Genomic DNA, 16,183 nt, shown 5'->3' with positions numbered 1-16,183 from the left:
TTCGTAGAGGGCGTATGCTTTACCCGGATTTAAGGAATTTTAAATGTACAATTCACATAGTTTATATTTCAAATAAGATTACCCATTAACTAAATTCACATCTATTTAACGGGTGATAAATTGGCAAATGGAGAAAATGCAGGATCAAAATTAAGCGAAGACAGATCAAAATACAGGTGGTCAAGTAGCAAATACAAAAGAAGAGTTCTTCAGTTGAAGAAGAAAAGTGATCCACTGGAAGGGGCACCTCAGGCAAGAGGGATAGTGATTGAAAAGGTTGGTATTGAGGCAAAACAGCCAAATTCAGCCATAAGAAAATGCGTGAAGGTTCAGTTAATCAAGAATGGAAGGCAGATAACTGCTTTCGCCCCAGGAGACGGTGCAATTAATTACATTGATGAACATGATGAAGTAACTGTGGAAGGAATTGGGGGAAGAAAAGGGAGAAGTAAAGGTGACATCCCTGGTGTGAGATATAAGGTAGTTGCTGTGAATGGCATATCTCTGAAAGAACTTGTAAAAGGTAAGAAGGAGAAAACGGTGAGATAATGGAACTGAAGATGTTTGGAAAATATGATGTAAATGGTGTGGAGGTACACGACATTGGCCTTTCAAAATACATCAACTTATCCTCTTACATAAATCTTCATACTGGCGGACGATTTTCAAACTATTCAGCGGGAAAGAAAAATATAAACACTGTAGAAAGACTGATTAACAAATTAATGAGAACGGAGAGGTACACGGGAAAGAAATACGGAGCATACAGAATTGTTATGGAAGCATTTACATTAATCGAGAACAAAACTAAACAGAATCCATTACAGATCCTTATAAATGCAATTGAAAATGCTGCCCCAAGAGAAGAAGTTACAAGGTTAAAATACGGAGGTATTGCAGTTCCAAAATCGGTGGATGTCTCCCCTTCAAGAAGGGTGGACATAGCGCTTAGAAATATTGCAATAGGTGCTACAGACGCATCTTATAAAAGCAAAAAACCCATAGAGAACTGTCTTGCTGACGAAATTATGGCTGCGGCAAGAGGAGACCAGAGCAGTCATGCAGTTAGCAGGAAAGAAGAAATTGAAAGAATTGCAGCATCTTCAAGATAATTTTAATAGAAAATTATTTAAACCAGCCTTATAAATATATTTTATTTTAAAAAAATTGTAAGGAAACAGCCAGGAATATTATTAGAACTTCAAGACCCAGTGTTATATATGATAGTAGATGTGAAAATCTTCTTAATCTCCTGAGTTCCTCCATTTTACCCTCCTTTGCAAGTTTCATTATTCTTTTACCATGATAAAGATTGTTACCATACATTATAACAAGCATTATTGCCACAACTATTATTTTTGCAAGAAGGATGTTTCCACCTGGTGTGGAAAAGAGTTCCATTATATTGTAATTCAGGTACCATGTGGCATTATATATTCCTGTCAGTATAAGTATGATAATCGATAAGTTTGTGAAAAATGCAAACCGTTTTCCTATAAGGCCTACAATTCTTGTCCTTAATTTCTCATCATCTGTAATTTTAAAAGATTCAGGATAAACAACAAGCCATATAAAAAGTGAACCTCCGATAAAAATTACAGCGAACAATACATGTATGGAAAGTATGATTGAGTTAAGCAATTCAATATTCATTTAACAATCCACCATCACTGTTGTTTAATTTTTCTCATTTCTTTTGCCTCTTTCATAGCCTTGTCAATCAATTCTATCAGGTAATCCAGGCCCTCAATATCTCCTTTTTTATACATTACAAATGCTATTTTTACCTCTTTTACAATAGTTTTAGCCATTTTTTCAATGGCCTCATTCAGTATTTTTGTGTCTCCAATGTCAGTAAGTATGTCTGGAAATAGTATCTCCCGGTTAAAGGAATAGGCAATCATTTTCTCTCTTATTGTCTCCTTAAATACCCTCAGATTGGATACATATCTTTCCCCTTTTTGAGTTAGTCTGTATACCTTGGCTCTACCCCTCATGTCAAAGGTAATGAAGCCGTTTTTTTCAAGAGATTTCAAAAGTGGTCTGATTGTACCGCCGGAGACCATTGTTCCATCCCATTTTAATTTTCTAGCCAGTTCATATCCACTCATTGGCTGAAGGGAAAGTATGAATAGGGCACTGTCTATGTACTCACCTGAATTCATATATCGATTTCGACATCATAAAATTATATTTAATGATTTCACACATAGCCATCTTCTATCATATCATATAATTTCTCATTCCAGTAATTTTTCATTGAAATCAGAACAATTAGAACTAAAAATATAACTGCAAAATCGTAAAAATCGTATTGGGTTAACAGTGTCTCAAATATTAGAACAAAAAGAACAACAAATGATGTTCCGAAGAAAAGGAACTGCCCCATACTATAAGGTCTAGGTAGTACATCCTCCGAGGTTATCTGAAAAGCCCTTTTATTTACGTTTAACAAAAGGACTAAAGCAGAAACCTCAGGAACAGATATGATAAAAATAAATGCCAGATAAAGGAAATATATCTTAGAAGTCAAAAAGTAAGCTGTCATATTCATTATGAAAATAGGCAAGGATCCAATCATTCCCTGCAGAAATTTTGCTGATGTACAGATCAATAAGTATCTCCTGAAGTCCATTGAGCTGAATCCGAGCCAGGCCCTCTCCCTTGAAATCAATCCTGATCCCATTGCCAGGCTTAAAGACCATGCAACGTAACTCTCCAAAAATCCCAATTCAAATAATGACAGATCACCCTTGGACGCCATTGAAAAATGAACAAAAGGTATCCTTCCAAATATTATCAAAAATAAAATGATGGATATGACGGAAGTGATCACTGGAACAATATAGAATTTGACCCGAGAAACTCTAATTCTTAAATTACCCTGAGTTGCAACTCTTGAGGATAGATCAATATATTTAAAATGAAAAAGAAAGACAGCCAAAGTTGAACTCTTCCCCCTGAAGGTCTTCTCGCTTTTGTAAACTTCCTTCATTTTTCTGATACGGATATCATTGAGCCTGAAGGGAAGTTCCTCAGACCTTGTTCTGTATGAACTGAAAGCCATTGAAATTATAAATACCGTTAACAGGAGGTAAATTGAAACTATTGAACCATTTGTTATAAAAGATATTGCACCGTATTTAAAATTGAAGAATGATGAACCAATCCATATTACTTCCAAAACTGCTGTAACAACTTTATATTTTAATGAAATATCATAATAATTTATACTCATTGATATTGGAAAGACAGAAAAAATTAGTATTCCTATTATGTCATAATAAATACTTGTAATGTTTTTTGCTGTTTCAATTATGCCGCCAAAGGAAGCTGCAATGAACAGTATGGATGTGTTAACTGCCTGTACTATGAAAAATGCTGGTATCAGGTCTCTGCTTTTTACCGGAGATGTAAGAAGAAAATTTCTGTCTGCGGAGGTTGTTGATATCCCACCAAACAGTGTTGCAGAAACTGTGAATAATCCAAAAATAAATGCGAGATAATACACTGAATAAAAAGAGTAGCCACCCTCTTCACCCACTGAACCAGTGATAATTGAATAGAAAAATACCAACAATATAATTGAGAGATAACCTTTTGTGTACCTTGATTTCAGAAGTAGTTTTAGAAGTTTAAGAAACATTTCTCATCAACTCTGATATTATGGATTCAACGGACTTCCCAAACCCCGCAGAGTCTTCAAGCTCTGAAACCATACCTTCCCAGATTTTTTTCCCTCTGGATATTATAATCACCTTTTGGGTCAGCCTCCTTGCAATGGAAAATATGTGAGTTGAAATTAGAAAAGAAGAATCCAGGGAGTTAAGGTATTCCATAACACGTTCTTGTGTAGGTATATCCAGATAATTGAGAGGTTCATCCATTATGGCAAGTTTTGGCCGGTGTATAATTGAAAGCGCAAGACATAGTTTCTGTCTGTTTCCTCTGGAAAGAGAAAGAGGTTTACTCTTCAGAAATTCTTTAAGTGAAAGTACAGTAACTAATTCATCTATTCTATCGTCAAGATTCTCTACGGATCTTATTGCTCCTATATACTCAAGATTTTCAATAACTGAAAGATTAAGGTATGGGCTTGCATCCTCCGGTAAATATCCTAATAATTTTCTAGCGTCATAGCTGCTTGGTAGATATCCAAAAATCCTTACCTTTCCGGTGTCTGGACGCAAAAGGCCTGAAGATATCTTAAGTGTAGTGCTTTTTCCCGCTCCATTTTCCCCTATGAGGGCAATCCTCTCACCTTCACGGATTTTAAATGTAATATCTTCAACTGCAATTTTTGACCCAAATCTTTTGGTTACATTCTCAAGTTCCAGGGCAACCATTGAATTTTCTTGAGGATCCATTTATCTCCACATATGAATCATTAAATTAATCTTTATGAGAATTATGAAGATCATAGAGCTATTTTGAATGTTTTCAATCTTCATTTAAGTTTGATCATCAGATATATCAAATATGATTTGAATCACTTGAATTTTTAAGGGTATAAATAAAAGGATATGCTTATTTTATAAATTCAAATACAGGGTTATGAAGTTTGATTTTTCAAAAAATGTTATGGGCATGTCTCCATCAGAGATAAGGGAGCTGAACAAAATGGCATCTACACCAGGACTGATCTCTCTTGGGGGAGGAATGCCCAGTCCTGAAACTTTTCCAGTAGAAGAACTTACTGAAATCATCAATTATATAATGAAAAACAAGTACGCACTTGCTCTCCAGTATGGAAACACTCTTGGAATCGAATCAACAAGAGAGGCAATTTCAGAGATGCTTAAAAAATCTGAAGGTATTGAAACAGGTAAGGAAAATATTGTTGTTAATTCAGGTTCCCAGCAGGGACTTTTTGAGGTGGGGAACATTTTCGCAAATCCTGGATCATCAATAATAACGGAAGAACCAACATATACCGGTGCTGTTTCAGCATTTAGCGCCGGTATGATCCACATGGAAGGCATAGACATGGAGAAGGATGGTCTAAACGTTGACATGGTGGAGGAAAAGATTAAAAAAATGAAAAAAGTAGGAAATGTTCCAAAATTCATATACACCATACCCAATTTTCAGAATCCGTCAGGAATCACAATGAGTCTGAAAAAAAGAGAAAAACTACTGGACATTTCAATAAATGAGGGGATACCAATTGTTGAGGACAACCCCTATGGTCAGCTCAGGTACAGGGGTCAAAATATAAAATCAATCAGAGCTCTCAATGGTGCGGAAGATGTTATTTATCTTGGAACCTTTTCAAAGGTTATGACACCAGGTCTCAGAATCGGATATACGGTAGCACCAAAGGAAGTTATGGAGAAGATAAATTTAATAAAACAGGCCTTAGATCTAGCCACAAATTCACTATCACAGTACATTGCCGAGGAATATATTGGTAGGGGAATAATTTATGAGCAGGTTAAAAAGAATATAAGCATATATTCCAAAAAGAGAGACAGGATGGTTAATGCACTTAATACATACATGTCAGAGGATGGAACATTTGTTGAACCTGATGGTGGAATGTTTGTTTGGTTCACACTTAATGAAAACATAAACACCAAGGAAATGATACCTGACGCAATAAGAAATGGTGTAGCCTATGTTTCTGGAAATGCTTTCACAACCAATGGTTCCCAGAAAAATTCAATGAGGTTAAACTTTACTTTTGGGTCTGAGAAAGATCTTGAAGAAGGTATAAAGAGACTAAAGAAGACAATAGATGAAAAAAAATTGAAAGCAAGGTGAATTAAATAGAGGAATATACAGTAGTAGCAGGAACTTTTTCAACACTGCACAGGGGACATAATAAACTTATAAATGCAGCCATTGAAACGGGGTTGCCAATTATTATAGGCTTGACCTCTGACAATTATTCCAGAAAGACTAAAACTTATCCTGCAGTATCTTTTGAGGAAAGAAAGAAAGTAATTGAAAAATATCTGAACGATAAAAATGTTAAATTCTCAATAAAAGAACTTGACAATAACACAGGAGATGCTGCCACAAATTCATTTTACAAAAACATAGTCGTTTCAAGGGAAACTGAAAAAAATGCAATGAAAATTAATGAAAAAAGGATTAATAATGGGTTACCCCCAATGAAAATTATAACAGTGGAATCAGAGATGGCACAGGATCATTTTCTTATTTCATCACGAAGGATAGTATCAGGTGAAATAGATTGCGATGGAAAAAGGTTAATACCAATAGAAGTTGCTGTATTCTGCAATTCAAAAATACGGGATATTGTGGAAAATAACATATTGAGATTTTTTTACAATTCACCCATATCATTTTCCAGGAAGGATTTCCATTATGAATACGTAAAGGATTATTCTGAATTTTACAGGGAAGCAATAATATCCATTGAGGACAAGGATTTTTCAATCTCAATCTCTCCAACAATCAACTATAATCCAATGTCAAAACTAAATGAGTTTTCATTTGCATCCTATGTATTAGACAGATACGGAAGAACGTTTTTTGGAAGAGGCTTTTCAGTACCTGTTGGATCAAATAACACTGAATATGCATTTAGTCACGTTAAAAAAGAAATAATAGATAAGATGGTTGAAAGCACCTTCACCTCGATTTCAACACAGATGGATAATTTTTGGGATTTTGGAAATTATTATCAAGATTTACCTTAAAGCATATTAACTCCTAAAACATATATTTTTGATTAATATGGTTACTAAAGAGCAAATTCTTGAAGAGTTAAAGGTTGTTGAGGATCCAGAAATAGGAATGGACGTTGTGAATCTTGGATTGATTTATGACATACAGATTGGAGAGATGCCTGAGGGGGCAAAGGTATATATAAAAATGACAATGACAGCTCCCACATGCCCTGTAACTCCATGGATACTTTCTGAGGTTCAAAAGATAGTGGAGAACATGGAGGGTGTTGAAATGGCAGATGTAGAACTTGTATGGGAGCCACCCTGGAATCCATCAATGATGTCAGAGGAGGCAAGGGAACAACTTAACATGTAGGAAATCTATTAAAATTTAAACGTTTATATAGCTATTTAAAATAAAGATTTTAATCGGTTGGTAATTTTTATGAGTGAGTCAGAAAAAATAAACATTGAAAATATTGTGGCTTCAACTTCTCTTGCTGAGCATCTTGATTTAAGCAAAATTGCACTTGCACTTGAAGGATCGGAGTACGAACCTGAACAGTTTCCAGGTTTGATTTACAGACTTCAAGAACCAAAGACCGCAGTTCTCATATTCAGAAGCGGAAAGGTCAATTGTACAGGAGCAAAAAATCTTGCAAATGTAAAGCTCACAATTGACACAATAATTTCTTCATTAAAAAAGGCAGGAATAGAGGTTTACGATGAACCTGAAATCATAGTACAGAACATAGTTGCTGTTTATGACCTTGAAACAGATCTAAATCTGACTCAAATAGCAATGTCACTTGGTCTTGAGAACGTGGAGTATGAACCTGAGCAGTTTCCAGGTCTTGTATATAGAGTTGAGGAACCAAAAGTTGTACTTTTGCTCTTTGGATCCGGAAAGGTTGTGTGTACAGGTGCCAAGGAAGAAAATGAGATAGAACAGGCCATAATAAAAGTTAGAAAAGAACTACAGAAAGTCGGACTTATCTGAATATCTGGTCAAGCAAAACAGTTGCATATGAACCTCTTCCAAGCTCAAAATGGAAAACTCCATTTTTCTCTGCTTTAAATTGAAGAGGTTTAAATCTGATTGATCGAAATGTCCCAAGAGATTTGGCATCATCAGAAGTGTTATTTTTGAACATATCTGGTTTAACCCCATTTTTTAATAGTACATCTGAAACAATTTCTCCGGGAACCCCCTTCTGATTTTTGTAATCTGAACCCACAAGTGGCATAACCACTACAACCTTGTCCTTTAAACTCATTTCATTTATTTTATTGAGATTGAATTCATTCACCTCTATTATTTTATTTTCATCTATGTTAAAATGGTCGTCTATGGGTGATACATAATCACCAGTAAATACCTGGTTTGCCTCTGACATTTCCGCACGTTTTTCAATGATTTCATTGAAAAGTTTTGACTGGTATGCATGTATAAACATCATCCTTAGGGATTGAGGGAGGCTTTTGAACGCTTTCTCATAATCACCACTTTTTATCATTTCATTGATGAGTGCATTTTCATATTGAAGTGTTTTTGGAAATTTTCCCGCCGCATTTTTAAAATTCCAATCTTCTGCAAGAGTTAGTCTGTATTCCTCAGTATCAATACCAGGTGAATAGAGATATTCCTTTACCGCCTCTTCATAACCATATTTGAGAAGTTTTTCTCCAACCTTATGCGTGTTATTTCTGAAAGCTCCAAATCTCTGAATCCCAAAATAATTCCAATACCCGCCACGCTCCACAATATGTGAATTTATCTGATTATATTGAGAGAAATCATCCACTCCCTCTGAATAGACCTTAATAATGAATTTATTACCCTTTAAATCACCAAGATCCAAACCTTTTCTTGTTCTGAAGCATTCAATTATGTCACAATCCTTGATTTTAATATTTTCAGGGCTAAAAGTCCCATAAATTGAAAAATACTGGGTTGTTATTGCCCTTTTATCCTTTGTCCCGGCAAACCCTATCCTTTTCCTGCTTATATGAAGAATATCTGAAAGGTGGGATACAAAATGATTGTTTTCCCAGTTTTTTAGCCTTATCTTCATTATTGTGTACTTTCCATTCTCATCCTTTTGAAATTCAATGGGTATCTCTTCAACCACAAAGTCCTCAGGATTATCCTTTATTCTGTATGTTTGCATTTCAATATACTTTTACAACTCTGTAAAGATTATCCCTCTCAACCGGTATCATTCCTATGTCCTTTATGGCCCTTATTATGGTCTCCTTTCTGAGATTACCAACCTGTTTCCCCGTTGCAGGTATAACTCTCTCATCGTAAATAGTACCGCCCCAGTCATTGGATCCAAATTCTATGGCCATCTGTCCCATCTCAACACCATTTGTAAGCCAGGAAGATTGTATCAGTGGTATGTGGTAATTCAGGGCTATTCTTGAAACCGCTATGTTTCTCAAAACCTCAATTCCTCCAACACGAGCTTTTACATAACCTTCCCTTTCAAGCTCAGTATTGCCTGGTTCAAAATTCCATGGAGTAAAGGAGAGAAAACCATGATATTTCTGTTGAAGTTCTACAAGCCTGTAAAGATGATCCGCCCTGTGATAACTGTTTTCAACATGACCGAACATCATTGTTGCACTTGATTTTATACCCATTTTGTGTGCAGTTTCCATGACATTGAGCCACTGTTCACCACTCCCTCTTGGTCTTCTAAGTATTTTTCTCACTTCATCGTCAAATATCTCTGCACCAGCACCAGGTATTGTTTCAAGTCCTGAATCCCTAAGTTCCCTTAAAACATCCTCAAGTTCCATATGCATTTTTTTTGAAATAAATGAAATTTCTGATGTTGAAAGTCCGTTTATACCTATTTCAGGCACCTTTCTCTTTATTTCCCTAAACATGGATTTATAAAAGTCAAGATCAAGTGATGGGTTGACCCCTCCCTGTATGAGAAGCTGTTTTATACCGTAAAGTTCCCAGAACTGCCTGGTCCTATCTGCCACCTCCTCCACTGTCATAGTGTATGCATCTTTTTCATCACCCTTACGGTAAAAAGCGCAGAATTTGCACCTCACATTGCAAATATTTGTGTAGTTCAAAATCATGTTTGATACGAAGCTTACCTGATTACCAGTTAAATTTTCAGTGATCTCTCTCGCAATCTTTCCAACAACCTTAATGTCAACATGATCATATAAGTAGGAAATCTCTTCCCTCGTCAATATCTCTCCGTCCAATGCCCTGTTTCTTATTTCATTAAGGCTGAGAGAATCTACCACATTCATAATAGGAAATGTCAGTTTTCTTAATAAATACTTGTTGAATTTTTTTTAATGGATTCAATTTGAGAATGGTATCGGTGTAAATGATATTATGAAGAGAACCAAGGCAAGTATGCCTATTATAATTTCTAGTTTACTAACAGGGCTGTCATCGTCAAGAGCAGGAGGATGCTGAACTCCAAGGAATAAAACAATCAAGGCAATTATTATCCACCCGAAGTAATAGTAACTAAGTATAAGCATACCAAAAACAACAACATAACTTATGTAAACTGCTTTTCTTCCAAGCAATCCTCTTGCAATATGTCCTCCATCCAATTGTCCCATTGGTAAAAGATTAAGTGCTGTGGCAAAAAATCCAACCCACACTGAAATTGTCATGGGAAAGATTGCCCCTGTTCCCACCATATGTATGTGAAATATATTGTAAATTAGAGGAAATTGTAGAGTATAGGGTGGAACCACATTATTAACTGGAACAAAGGTTTTTTGAAAGTAAGAGGCTATGAAAAGAAGTGGAATTGATGTTATAAATCCAGCCAAAGGACCTGCAGCTCCTATGTTTGTCATTACCTTTCTGTTTGGAAAAGGATCTCTCAAAGATATAAAGGCTCCAAGAGTTCCAATGTTAAAGCCAAATGGTATGAAAGGTATAAAGTATGGGAGTGATGCCCTTACATTATAATGTTTGGCAACAAAGTAGTGGCCAAGTTCATGTATACCAAGAATTGCCATCAGAGGAACAGTGAAAAAAAGTGCTCCATCTCCCAACATGATATATTGTGATAAGGGTCCAGGGGCAACATATGCCTGAGCAAACTCATAGCCTGCATATATTGTTGAACCAATGGTTAGCAACAGGAGTATAATATTTGCTTTGTTTGAATATTTCTCCTTTCGCTTAATTTTGAAAATGTCAATATAATGTTCATAGTTTTTTACCATCTGTGGTACATAACCTAAAACAAGAAGTTCCGAAGACAATTTGGAGAAATTCTTTCCAAGTTCTGGATTATCTACGTCAAGAAACTTAAATCTCAAATATACTGGAGTTACTTCTATCTCATAGGTGTTAATGTATTTATTAACTATCTCTGTAACCTTTTTTACATTTGGATCAATAATTTCTATTTTTTCTTCATTTTCCATTTTTTTCCCCCTATTAACGGGATTCATTCACATTTCCTGAATCCTCTGACCCTGGGGGACTTTTTCGCTCCCCGCTGATCAGAATTTAACAGCTGGAAATCTCCATAGCTCATTCAGAAGCCCATGGGAAAGCTATTTCTAGCCTCCAGTCGTCATGTATAGTCATAAAGTCATATACACTATTTTAGGAGGCGGTTTGTTATTGTTTTATTAAATTTAATACTTATCTCTTGGTAAATTCCATAAGTTTTATTGTTTCAAAGAAAAATTTCGTTTCACTTAGAACTCTGAATTTGTAAAGTTCACTCACATTTGTTAGCATTTTTACATATTCTGTTCTATCTGATACAATGGTTAAAATTTTTCCAACATCTGAAAGATGATTCATTGCCTCAATTAAAAACCGTAGTGTGGTATTATAACCGGTCTTTCCCCCACTCCACTGGAGCATTTCTGTACTTTTATTGTCATATTCATCCTCAGGAAGATAAGGTGGATTGAAAATTATTAGTTTGTATTGTTGTTTTACATTTTCAAAAAGGTCTGAACGAATTACATTCCCATTTATTTGGTTGAGACTAAAATTAATTTTTGTGCATTCAACTGCTCTTTTGTCAATATCCATTGATGTTACATCGAAACCATTAAGGGCAAGAAAAATTGATATAATACCACTACCACATCCAACCTCAATACATGGCCCCTTAAAAGAATCAATGTTGTTCTCCAGATATTCAATTATCATAAATGTATCCTCACTTGGAGGATAAACTTCTGAGCACTTCTTAATATTAATTGTAAAATTTTTTGTTCTATAATTAAGGATCATAACCATTTCCTCTTTCCACTTATTTGTTTTATTTTTAAAACATGAAATCAAAGGACAATATTAAATAAATATGCTATATTTCAATTCTATGTCGGTTATAACAAGCCCAACTCTGGTTTTTATACCTGAGTCAGAGCTGATTGCGGATTATGTCTTATCATTTGCCGTTGTGGCATTTATCATAGCTGCAATTTTATGGAGATATTGGAAGGCCAAAATCCCAATCATCCCATCCATCAAGTATATATTCAAAAATCTTAGAAGATTCATTGCACAAATTTTAAATTATGGTGCTCTGCACAGGAAGAATGTAAAAAATCCTTATGCTGGTTTGATGCATCTGATGATTTTTTACGGAACATTGATTCTTTTCATATGTACATCTCTTATTTTTCTTTCACATGATATACTAAAAAATGTTGTGGGTTATGGAATACTGGTTGGGGATTTCTACCTGAATTTTGAGGTATGGTCTAACATCGGTGGTCTTATACTGGTAATTGGTCTTGTGATGGCACTGTTCAGGCGTCTGAGAAAAAAAGTACCACTGGACACAATAACACAGGATTACATATTGCTTTCAGTGTACCTGCTTCTTGCTCTTGAAGGTTTCTTCCTTGGTGCACTGAAAATATATCTGTATAGGGAAAATTTTGATAATTACAGATTTATTGAATACTCTTTGAGCTATGTCTACAGCGGCCTAGGGACTTCTGCAGGAATATCATTTTACAGATTCTTTTGGATGTTCCATGTTATCACAGCTTTTGCTCTTGCTGCTTATCTCCCATTTTCAAAATTCTCCCACATTTTTTATTCTGCAATAGGTATCGGCGTTCATCCTGAGAAGAAAAGAGGTGAAATGTCAACACCTTTTGTTCTGTCTGAAGCCCTAGAATCAGGAAATTTTGATCTAAAACTGGGTGCAAAGCAGATAATAGATCTCTCTTATTTCCAGAGAACTGATGCAATAGCATGCACGGATTGTGGAAGGTGTGAAAGGGCATGCCCTGCTGTTGCATCTGGTACTGATCTGGATCCGCGTGTTGTTGTGCAGAATGTTCAAAGAGCTTTGTGGAACGGAAATTCTGAAATGGTACCTGGCATACTGACCGAAAATGCTGCATGGTCATGTACAACGTGCCAGGCATGCGTTGAAGAATGCCCTGTCTTAATAGATCCTCATTCATATGTAACGGAAACAAGAAGAAATCTTGTAATGGAGAGCAGAATAACAAAGGAAACATCAAATTACCTTAACAATCTAGGAAATACCTTTAATCCATTTGGACAGAACAACAGCGACAGGGATGCCATGCTTCAGTATGGCCCAAAGGCCTCACAGAATCAGGAGGTAATATACTGGGTTGGTTGTATGGGAGCTTTTGATCCAAGATACAATAAGGTTGCAAGGGATGTCATAACACTTCTGAAGAAAGCAAACGTAGACTTTGGTTTACTTGGTTCCGAAGAAAAATGCAATGGAGAGACAGCAAGGAGAATAGGGGAAGAGGGTAGATTTCAGGAGCTTGCACTTCAAAACATTGAAACATTCAATTCTCACAACGTGAAGGCAATAATAACATCGTGCCCACACTGTATGAACACTTTCAGGAATGAATATCCGAAGTTTGGTCTTAATGCTAAGGTATACCATCATTCAGAATATCTTGCTCAACTTCTGAAGGATGGCAAATTGAAGGTTAAAAATAACAAGGAGACTGTGACACTTCATGATCCATGTTATCTTGGAAGAATAAATGGTGAATATGAAAATACAAGGTTCATAGTTAGCAGCACGGGAAATCTCAAGGAAATGGAAAGGAGCAGGGAGAAGAGTATGTGCTGTGGTGGTGGTGGAGGAAATTACTGGTACAAGGTTAATAAGGAGAGATCCATCAGCCAGATAAGAATGGAACAGGCTCTTCGTACAAATTCTGAAAAACTGGCAGTGGCTTGCCCCTTTTGTACAGCAATGCTTGAAGATGCAGCAAGAACAATGAATGTTGAGGATAAGATTAAAATAAAGGACATTTCAGAACTTATTGTTGAAAATCTGGAAGAATAAAATCAATATTTTTTAATGACATTCAATTATCCTCTTATGATTTACATAACCGAGGAGATGGTGCAGAAGAACCTTGATTATAAGGAACTTTCAAATAGTTTAAGGTCAGCATTTACTGACGTTTCTTCACAGGAAGCCGGAATTTCACCAAGACACAGATTGTTTACGGGAGATGGGATTCTTAACACCATGCCTGGTCACTGGAGAAAAAAGGGTATCATGGGTCTTAAAACTTATGTGGCAACAGAGAGCGGTGTTCATTTTGTTGTCATAGTATTTTCTTCTGAAAAACCGGAAAATATGTTTGTAATAGAGGCAAATTTATTGGGTCAGAGAAGAACAGGTGCATTGCCAGCAATGGTCACTGAAATAATCAGAAATACTGGATTTTCTTATCTTATTATTGGGTCAGGTTTTCAGGCACAGTCACAGCTTGAAGCCATGTATGAAATATGCAAACCTTCAGAGGTGGCAGTGTTTTCAAGAAATTCCAATCATAGTGAAGAATTTGCAAAGAAATATTCTGAGAAATTAAAAACTAAAATTTCCGTTATAACTGATAAAAGGGATTTTTCAAGTTTTGATGTCATATCATCTGCAACAGATACACGTGATCCCATAATAACTGAAGATGTGCTTGGAAATTCATTTCATTTGAACCTTGTGGGGGCAAATCTTCTCAACAGAAGGGAAGCATCAAAAATGGTAATGGATTCTGCTGAAACTGTTATAGTTGAGGACATAAAACAGTGCCAATTGGAATCTGCTGAAATATCTGAGATGACTAACAAAAATAACATAGTGGAGTTGAGCGAATTTCTCAGAGATACCAATAAATTCAAAGGTAAAAGAACAATTTTGAAGACACTGGGGACAGGGTTAGAGGATATTGCGGCTGCATACGTTTTAATAAAAAAATTGGGGTACCAAATATGACTGAAAATCCAGACCCCTGGGGGAGCTCCCAGATAAAAGATTATGAAAAGATGAGAAAGGAATTCGGAATCGATAAATTTAATTTCAACCTGGGAGATCGTTTTTCATCCAGGAATCTAATAATCGGCCACAGGGATTTTGAAAAAGTTTACAGTAGAATATCAAAGGGTTCAAAATTTTATGCAATGACTGGCCTTATGCCCTCGGGCTACATGCATCTGGGTAATAAGACAATTATGGAGATGATGATTTACTTACAGAAGAAAGGGGGGCTTCTTCACATAGCGGTAGCAGACCTGGAGTCTCTGGCCACAAGGGGAATATCACTTGAAAAAGCGAGAAAAACCGCAATAGAAAATTTTCTCAAGAATTACATAGCAATGGGCCTGGAACCTTGTGTTTTTTATTTTCAGTCAAGCTATTTTCCCGTGTTGAAGAATGCATTTCAGATTGCAAACTTCGTAAATATGACTGAAATGAAGGACATATATGGTTTTCAGGACAGTAAAAAGCTTCTGGAGATAAATTCCCCAATAATACAGGCATCAGACATACTGACAACAATGATAGAAAATGAAATTCTTCCAACCGTGGTTCCTGTTGGAGCTGATCAGGATCCGCACATCAGATTGACAAGAGACATTTCAAACAGATCAAGGGCCATAAGAATAATTGAAGAAAATGGAAGTGAAAAGATTCTTTCCATAGGTGGTAATTTCAACATTGAAGATGCATTACAGATAATAGCAGGAATTGAGAATGATGGTCAGATTAAAATAAGGGATGTAAACAGAAATTACAGGCAGGTAAAGATAGAATCAACTTTATCAGCATACCACCTTGACATTCTGATTGCTGAAAAAGAGAGGGGAATAAATAGAATCTCTACCATAACTCCATCCTCCATCATAATGAGGTTAGAGAGTGGAATTAATGGGGGCAAAATGAGTAAATCTGTTCCTGATTCAACCATCTCATTAGAGGATAAGGATGAGGACATAAAAGGTAAAATAATGAGAGCTGTAACTGGAGGGAGGGAGACAGTGGAGGAGCAGAGGAAACTTGGTGGAGATCCTTTTCACTGTCCCGTGTTTGAGCTATATCTTTATCATATGGAAGATGGAAAGATGGTAAAACAGGTGGAAGATGAATGTATGAGTGGATCAAGACTTTGTGGAAATTGCAAGAAGGAGGCGGCAAATCTCATATCATCTGTCATATCTGATCTTAGGGAGAAAAAGACTTCTCTGGAACATAAAGTAAAGGAATTTGAAATCTTGTGATTAG

The 16,183-nt window shown here is 36.0% G+C and carries 17 protein-coding genes; 9 read left to right on the top strand and 8 right to left on the bottom strand.

Annotated elements, in window-relative coordinates; genetic code table 11:
* Positions 1-120: 120 nt before the first annotated feature.
* Together ACNF4Z_RS01705 and ACNF4Z_RS01700 are read left to right on the top strand one after the other, a co-directional pair.
* Entirely contained in the window at positions 121-549 is a 429-nt protein-coding gene (locus ACNF4Z_RS01705; protein WP_458327510.1) for a 30S ribosomal protein S12, read from the top strand.
* Complete coding sequence (locus ACNF4Z_RS01700) at positions 549-1,112, top strand: 30S ribosomal protein S7 (RefSeq protein WP_458327509.1); 564 nt, start codon at positions 549-551, stop codon at positions 1,110-1,112. Before ACNF4Z_RS01705 ends, ACNF4Z_RS01700 begins: the two co-directional genes overlap by 1 nt.
* A gap of 46 nt (positions 1,113-1,158) precedes the next feature.
* Here the strand turns inward: ACNF4Z_RS01700 and ACNF4Z_RS01695 are convergent, their stop codons facing one another.
* Genes ACNF4Z_RS01695 through ACNF4Z_RS01680 form a run of 4 tightly spaced genes read right to left on the bottom strand, consistent with a single transcriptional unit; the run spans position 1,159 to position 4,367 of the window.
* A complete protein-coding gene (locus ACNF4Z_RS01695) occupies positions 1,159-1,653 on the bottom strand; it encodes a CopD family protein (RefSeq protein ID WP_458327508.1) in 495 nt (164 codons plus the stop codon).
* A gap of 14 nt (positions 1,654-1,667) precedes the next feature.
* Positions 1,668-2,165 carry a PadR family transcriptional regulator gene (locus ACNF4Z_RS01690; RefSeq protein WP_458327507.1) on the bottom strand — a complete coding sequence of 166 codons (498 nt, stop codon included), beginning with the start codon at positions 2,163-2,165 and terminating at the stop codon, positions 1,668-1,670.
* Between the two features lie 38 nt (positions 2,166-2,203).
* Positions 2,204-3,646: a hypothetical protein gene (locus ACNF4Z_RS01685; RefSeq protein WP_458327506.1), complete on the bottom strand. Its 1,443-nt coding sequence runs from the start codon at positions 3,644-3,646 to the stop codon at positions 2,204-2,206.
* On the bottom strand, positions 3,636-4,367 hold the full coding sequence (locus tag ACNF4Z_RS01680; protein WP_458327505.1) for an ABC transporter ATP-binding protein: 732 nt from the start codon (positions 4,365-4,367) through the stop codon (positions 3,636-3,638). The genes ACNF4Z_RS01685 and ACNF4Z_RS01680 overlap by 11 nt, the downstream gene beginning before the upstream one ends.
* A gap of 187 nt (positions 4,368-4,554) precedes the next feature.
* On the opposite strand from ACNF4Z_RS01680, the gene ACNF4Z_RS01675 reads away from it, so the two are divergent.
* From ACNF4Z_RS01675 to ACNF4Z_RS01660, 4 genes are all read left to right on the top strand, one after another.
* Complete coding sequence (locus tag ACNF4Z_RS01675; RefSeq protein WP_458327504.1) at positions 4,555-5,763, top strand: aminotransferase-like domain-containing protein; 1,209 nt, start codon at positions 4,555-4,557, stop codon at positions 5,761-5,763.
* Positions 5,764-5,768: 5 nt separating this feature from the next.
* Positions 5,769-6,668, top strand: coding sequence for a phosphopantetheine adenylyltransferase (locus tag ACNF4Z_RS01670; protein WP_458327657.1), 900 nt, complete (start codon positions 5,769-5,771; stop codon positions 6,666-6,668).
* A 37-nt stretch (positions 6,669-6,705) separates the two neighbouring features.
* The gene (locus tag ACNF4Z_RS01665) at positions 6,706-7,014 is read left to right on the top strand and encodes a metal-sulfur cluster assembly factor (protein WP_458327503.1); all 309 of its coding nucleotides are present in this window, start codon (positions 6,706-6,708) and stop codon (positions 7,012-7,014) included.
* Positions 7,015-7,083: 69 nt separating this feature from the next.
* The gene (locus ACNF4Z_RS01660; protein WP_458327502.1) at positions 7,084-7,638 is read left to right on the top strand and encodes a TATA-box-binding protein; all 555 of its coding nucleotides are present in this window, start codon (positions 7,084-7,086) and stop codon (positions 7,636-7,638) included.
* Here the strand turns inward: ACNF4Z_RS01660 and truD are convergent.
* From truD to ACNF4Z_RS01640, 4 genes are all read right to left on the bottom strand, one after another.
* A complete protein-coding gene (gene truD, locus ACNF4Z_RS01655) occupies positions 7,631-8,809 on the bottom strand; it encodes a tRNA pseudouridine(13) synthase TruD (RefSeq protein WP_458327501.1) in 1,179 nt (392 codons plus the stop codon). The two genes, ACNF4Z_RS01660 and truD, sit on opposite strands and share 8 nt — an antisense overlap.
* Position 8,810: 1 nt before the next feature.
* Positions 8,811-9,917: a cyclic dehypoxanthinyl futalosine synthase gene (gene mqnC, locus ACNF4Z_RS01650; protein ID WP_458327500.1), complete on the bottom strand. Its 1,107-nt coding sequence runs from the start codon at positions 9,915-9,917 to the stop codon at positions 8,811-8,813.
* Positions 9,918-9,971: 54 nt separating this feature from the next.
* The gene (locus ACNF4Z_RS01645) at positions 9,972-11,063 is read right to left on the bottom strand and encodes a site-2 protease family protein (protein ID WP_458327499.1); all 1,092 of its coding nucleotides are present in this window, start codon (positions 11,061-11,063) and stop codon (positions 9,972-9,974) included.
* Positions 11,064-11,286: 223 nt separating this feature from the next.
* Positions 11,287-11,892: a HemK2/MTQ2 family protein methyltransferase gene (locus ACNF4Z_RS01640; protein ID WP_458327498.1), complete on the bottom strand. Its 606-nt coding sequence runs from the start codon at positions 11,890-11,892 to the stop codon at positions 11,287-11,289.
* A gap of 88 nt (positions 11,893-11,980) precedes the next feature.
* Here ACNF4Z_RS01640 and ACNF4Z_RS01635 point away from each other — a divergent pair, with 88 nt between their 5' ends.
* The 3 genes from ACNF4Z_RS01635 to ACNF4Z_RS01625 are packed head-to-tail and all read left to right on the top strand — an operon-like array spanning position 11,981 to position 16,179.
* The gene (locus ACNF4Z_RS01635; RefSeq protein ID WP_458327497.1) at positions 11,981-13,960 is read left to right on the top strand and encodes a heterodisulfide reductase-related iron-sulfur binding cluster; all 1,980 of its coding nucleotides are present in this window, start codon (positions 11,981-11,983) and stop codon (positions 13,958-13,960) included.
* 36 nt (positions 13,961-13,996) lie between these two features.
* On the top strand, positions 13,997-14,896 hold the full coding sequence (locus ACNF4Z_RS01630; protein WP_458327496.1) for an ornithine cyclodeaminase: 900 nt from the start codon (positions 13,997-13,999) through the stop codon (positions 14,894-14,896).
* A complete protein-coding gene (locus tag ACNF4Z_RS01625) occupies positions 14,893-16,179 on the top strand; it encodes a tryptophan--tRNA ligase (RefSeq protein ID WP_458327495.1) in 1,287 nt (428 codons plus the stop codon). The genes ACNF4Z_RS01630 and ACNF4Z_RS01625 overlap by 4 nt, the downstream gene beginning before the upstream one ends.
* Positions 16,180-16,183: the final 4 nt, after the last annotated feature.

This window comes from Caldiplasma sukawensis, from assembly GCF_052315375.1.
Lineage (GTDB): Archaea > Thermoplasmatota > Thermoplasmata > Thermoplasmatales > Thermoplasmataceae > Cuniculiplasma.
The sequence above is the reverse complement of the archived record's forward strand: the minus strand, read 5'-3'. Positions and strand labels throughout refer to the sequence as shown.

Excerpts from the sequence above, each read along its gene's own strand:
- ACNF4Z_RS01700 (WP_458327509.1), top strand. The coding sequence starts at position 549 with ATGGAACTGAAGATGTTTGGAAAATATGATGTAAATGGTGTGGAGGTA.
- ACNF4Z_RS01695 (WP_458327508.1), bottom strand. The coding sequence starts at position 1,653 with ATGAATATTGAATTGCTTAACTCAATCATACTTTCCATACATGTATTG.
- ACNF4Z_RS01690 (WP_458327507.1), bottom strand. The coding sequence starts at position 2,165 with ATGAATTCAGGTGAGTACATAGACAGTGCCCTATTCATACTTTCCCTT.
- ACNF4Z_RS01685 (WP_458327506.1), bottom strand. The coding sequence starts at position 3,646 with ATGTTTCTTAAACTTCTAAAACTACTTCTGAAATCAAGGTACACAAAA.
- ACNF4Z_RS01680 (WP_458327505.1), bottom strand. The coding sequence starts at position 4,367 with ATGGATCCTCAAGAAAATTCAATGGTTGCCCTGGAACTTGAGAATGTA.
- ACNF4Z_RS01675 (WP_458327504.1), top strand. The coding sequence starts at position 4,555 with ATGAAGTTTGATTTTTCAAAAAATGTTATGGGCATGTCTCCATCAGAG.
- ACNF4Z_RS01665 (WP_458327503.1), top strand. The coding sequence starts at position 6,706 with ATGGTTACTAAAGAGCAAATTCTTGAAGAGTTAAAGGTTGTTGAGGAT.
- ACNF4Z_RS01660 (WP_458327502.1), top strand. The coding sequence starts at position 7,084 with ATGAGTGAGTCAGAAAAAATAAACATTGAAAATATTGTGGCTTCAACT.
- truD (WP_458327501.1), bottom strand. The coding sequence starts at position 8,809 with ATGCAAACATACAGAATAAAGGATAATCCTGAGGACTTTGTGGTTGAA.
- mqnC (WP_458327500.1), bottom strand. The coding sequence starts at position 9,917 with ATGAATGTGGTAGATTCTCTCAGCCTTAATGAAATAAGAAACAGGGCA.
- ACNF4Z_RS01645 (WP_458327499.1), bottom strand. The coding sequence starts at position 11,063 with ATGGAAAATGAAGAAAAAATAGAAATTATTGATCCAAATGTAAAAAAG.
- ACNF4Z_RS01640 (WP_458327498.1), bottom strand. The coding sequence starts at position 11,892 with ATGATCCTTAATTATAGAACAAAAAATTTTACAATTAATATTAAGAAG.
- ACNF4Z_RS01635 (WP_458327497.1), top strand. The coding sequence starts at position 11,981 with ATGTCGGTTATAACAAGCCCAACTCTGGTTTTTATACCTGAGTCAGAG.
- ACNF4Z_RS01630 (WP_458327496.1), top strand. The coding sequence starts at position 13,997 with ATGATTTACATAACCGAGGAGATGGTGCAGAAGAACCTTGATTATAAG.
- ACNF4Z_RS01625 (WP_458327495.1), top strand. The coding sequence starts at position 14,893 with ATGACTGAAAATCCAGACCCCTGGGGGAGCTCCCAGATAAAAGATTAT.